General features: G+C 46.4%; 4 protein-coding genes. 3 read left to right on the top strand and 1 reads right to left on the bottom strand.

The genetic code is table 11. The features are described 5' to 3' along the window. Nucleotides 1-289: MBL fold metallo-hydrolase (locus B4K20_RS09180; protein WP_289282663.1), on the bottom strand; the 289-nt coding region annotated here is incomplete at its 3' end. A 25-nt stretch (nt 290-314) separates the two neighbouring features. Here B4K20_RS09180 and B4K20_RS09175 point away from each other — a divergent pair. The 3 genes from B4K20_RS09175 to dnaQ are packed head-to-tail and all read left to right on the top strand — an operon-like array spanning nt 315 to nt 2,223. Beyond that, the gene (locus B4K20_RS09175; RefSeq protein WP_286305775.1) at nt 315-1,046 is read left to right on the top strand and encodes a class I SAM-dependent methyltransferase; all 732 of its coding nucleotides are present in this window, start codon (nt 315-317) and stop codon (nt 1,044-1,046) included. After that, nucleotides 1,033-1,476 (top strand): ribonuclease HI, encoded by a 444-nt coding sequence (gene rnhA, locus B4K20_RS09170; protein WP_286305774.1) that lies wholly within the window; start codon nt 1,033-1,035, stop codon nt 1,474-1,476. The genes B4K20_RS09175 and rnhA overlap by 14 nt, the downstream gene beginning before the upstream one ends. Nucleotides 1,477-1,485: 9 nt before the next feature. Further along, the gene (gene dnaQ, locus B4K20_RS09165; protein WP_289282662.1) at nt 1,486-2,223 is read left to right on the top strand and encodes a DNA polymerase III subunit epsilon; all 738 of its coding nucleotides are present in this window, start codon (nt 1,486-1,488) and stop codon (nt 2,221-2,223) included. The last annotated feature ends 55 nt before the right edge of the window (nt 2,224-2,278 follow it).

Below are 2,278 nucleotides of genomic sequence, written 5' to 3'. Positions count from 1 at the left end.
CGATGGGTTCTCTGCCTGATTGCGGGTGAGTTACCCCTTTAATGGTCTCATTTAGCGGACCATAAACCGGAAGAGCCGCGGCTTTTGTTAACTCAGCAATGCCTGCAGTATGATCGGCATGGTGATGTGTGATGAAGATGGCAATCAGTTCCAGATCGTGGGATTTTAATGTGTTCAGAACGGGAGTTGCATCACCAGGATCAACCACAATTGCTTTATTTGTGCCTTGCGCCTGGATTAGCCAGATATAATTGTCATCAAATGCGGGAATTCGGTGCACCTTCAGCATGATTTCTCCTTAATGGGCTCAGACTATGAATGAGAACAAACAACGGCGGTTGAATCAATGGTGGCATAGTCCACTGGGTGAGTTGGTCATACAGCAGGAACAGGCGGTTTTGACTTCACTTAATCACCCGCTGGTGGGTTATTTTTATGTGCAATTAGGTGGACATTATTCTTTATTTCCACCTTCAAACCGTATTATCAAAACCAGCATTGTGGGTCCTTCAGGAGACTTAAATGCCAGTGCTGAGTCTTTGCCGCTTAAGTCACACAGTATAGATAATTTACTGCTTTTGCATGTATTGGAATATGCACATGACCCGCATCAAGTGCTACGAGAAACAGAGCGCGTGTTGGCTGCCGATGGGAAATTAATATTATGCAGCTTCAGCCCTTGGAGCTTATGGGGGCTGAGACGATTATTTTCCTGGCAGGATAATGCGCCTTGGCATGGTCATTTTTTTACTCAAACCCGAATTCGGGATTGGTTAGCATTATTAAATTTTGAGGTGGTCGAACATCATAAGGTGATGTTCAGGCCTCCTTTCAGTCGGACCAGTTGGCTAAACAGATGTCGTTTTTTGGAACGATGGGGCAAACGACTATGGCCGTGTTTTGGTGGTGTGACGATAGTGGTGGCATGCAAGAGAACCATCCCGCTCAATCCGCTTAAACAACGCTGGCGTCAACCGAACTTATTTCCGTCAGCCGGTTTAGTGAACAAACCGATAACAAGAGAAGGAACCGATGGACCACGTTGAGTTATTTACAGATGGTGCCTGCAGTGGCAATCCTGGCCCGGGTGGCTGGGGCGTCATATTACGTGCAAAGGGGCAGGAAAAAGAGCTATCCGGTGCTGAAAAAAACACCACCAATAATCAGATGGAAATGATGGCCGTCATCGCTGGTCTTGAAGCGTTAAAGCGTCCATGTCAGGTCACCATCACCACGGATTCACAATATGTCATTAAAGGCATGACGGAATGGCTAGCGGGTTGGAAAGCCAAAAACTGGAAGACAGCAGCAAAGAAACCGGTGAAGAATGTCGAACTGTGGCAACGACTCGACAAGGCCGTAGCCCCTCATCAGGTAAAATGGGAATGGGTCCGAGGCCATCAGGGACATATTGAAAACGAGCGTGCGGATCAATTAGCTGTTGCCGCCAGAGAACACATAGCCGCCAAGAAATAAGAGGACGTCATGACAGAAAATGTTGTTAAACGACAAGTGATTCTGGATACCGAAACTACCGGTATCAGCACTGCTGAAGATCATCGGATTATTGAGATTGGCTGTGTGGAAATGGTGAATCGTCGCCTGACAGGGCAAACATTTCACCAATATATCAATCCACATCGTGAAATTGATGCCGGTGCAATTGAAGTCCACGGCATTACCAATGAATTTTTAGCCGACAAACCCAGTTTTGAAGATGTTGCTGAAGACTTCTTACAATTCATTGATGGCGCTGAACTCATCATTCATAACGCCCCGTTCGATGTTGGCTTTATTGATCACGAACTGAAAAAGCTCAAAGGTGAAAAGCGCAGGGTCAATACCTTGTGCAGTGTATTAGACACCTTAAAAATGGCTAGAGACAAACATCCAGGCCAGAAAAATAATCTCGACGCCCTATGTAAACGTTATGACGTGGATAACTCAAACCGTGAGTTACACGGAGCCTTACTGGATGCTGAGATCTTAGCAGACGTTTATTTGGCCATGACCGGTGGGCAGGTTGCCATGCTGTTGGCGGCTGAGGAAGTGGAACCCAAAACGTCATCAGAGAATGAGACAGAAGAAATGCTTACAGCCGTTCCGCCAAGAAAACTCAGAGTTATCCGTGCCTCTGAAGAAGAACTTGCTGCGCATGAAGCAATGCTAGAGAAAGTGCAGAAAAGTAGTGGTGGGGAGTGTGTTTGGTTGAGAGAATCATAGTCTTTAAGACTTTTAGGGTTGTAGGTTGGGTTGAGGAACGAAACCCAACGGATAG

The sequence above is a fragment of the Methylophaga sp. UBA5088 genome, assembly GCF_002414625.1.
GTDB lineage: Bacteria > Pseudomonadota > Gammaproteobacteria > Nitrosococcales > Methylophagaceae > Methylophaga > Methylophaga marina.
Note: the sequence above shows the minus strand (reverse complement) of the source record. Positions and strands in the feature narration are given on the sequence as shown.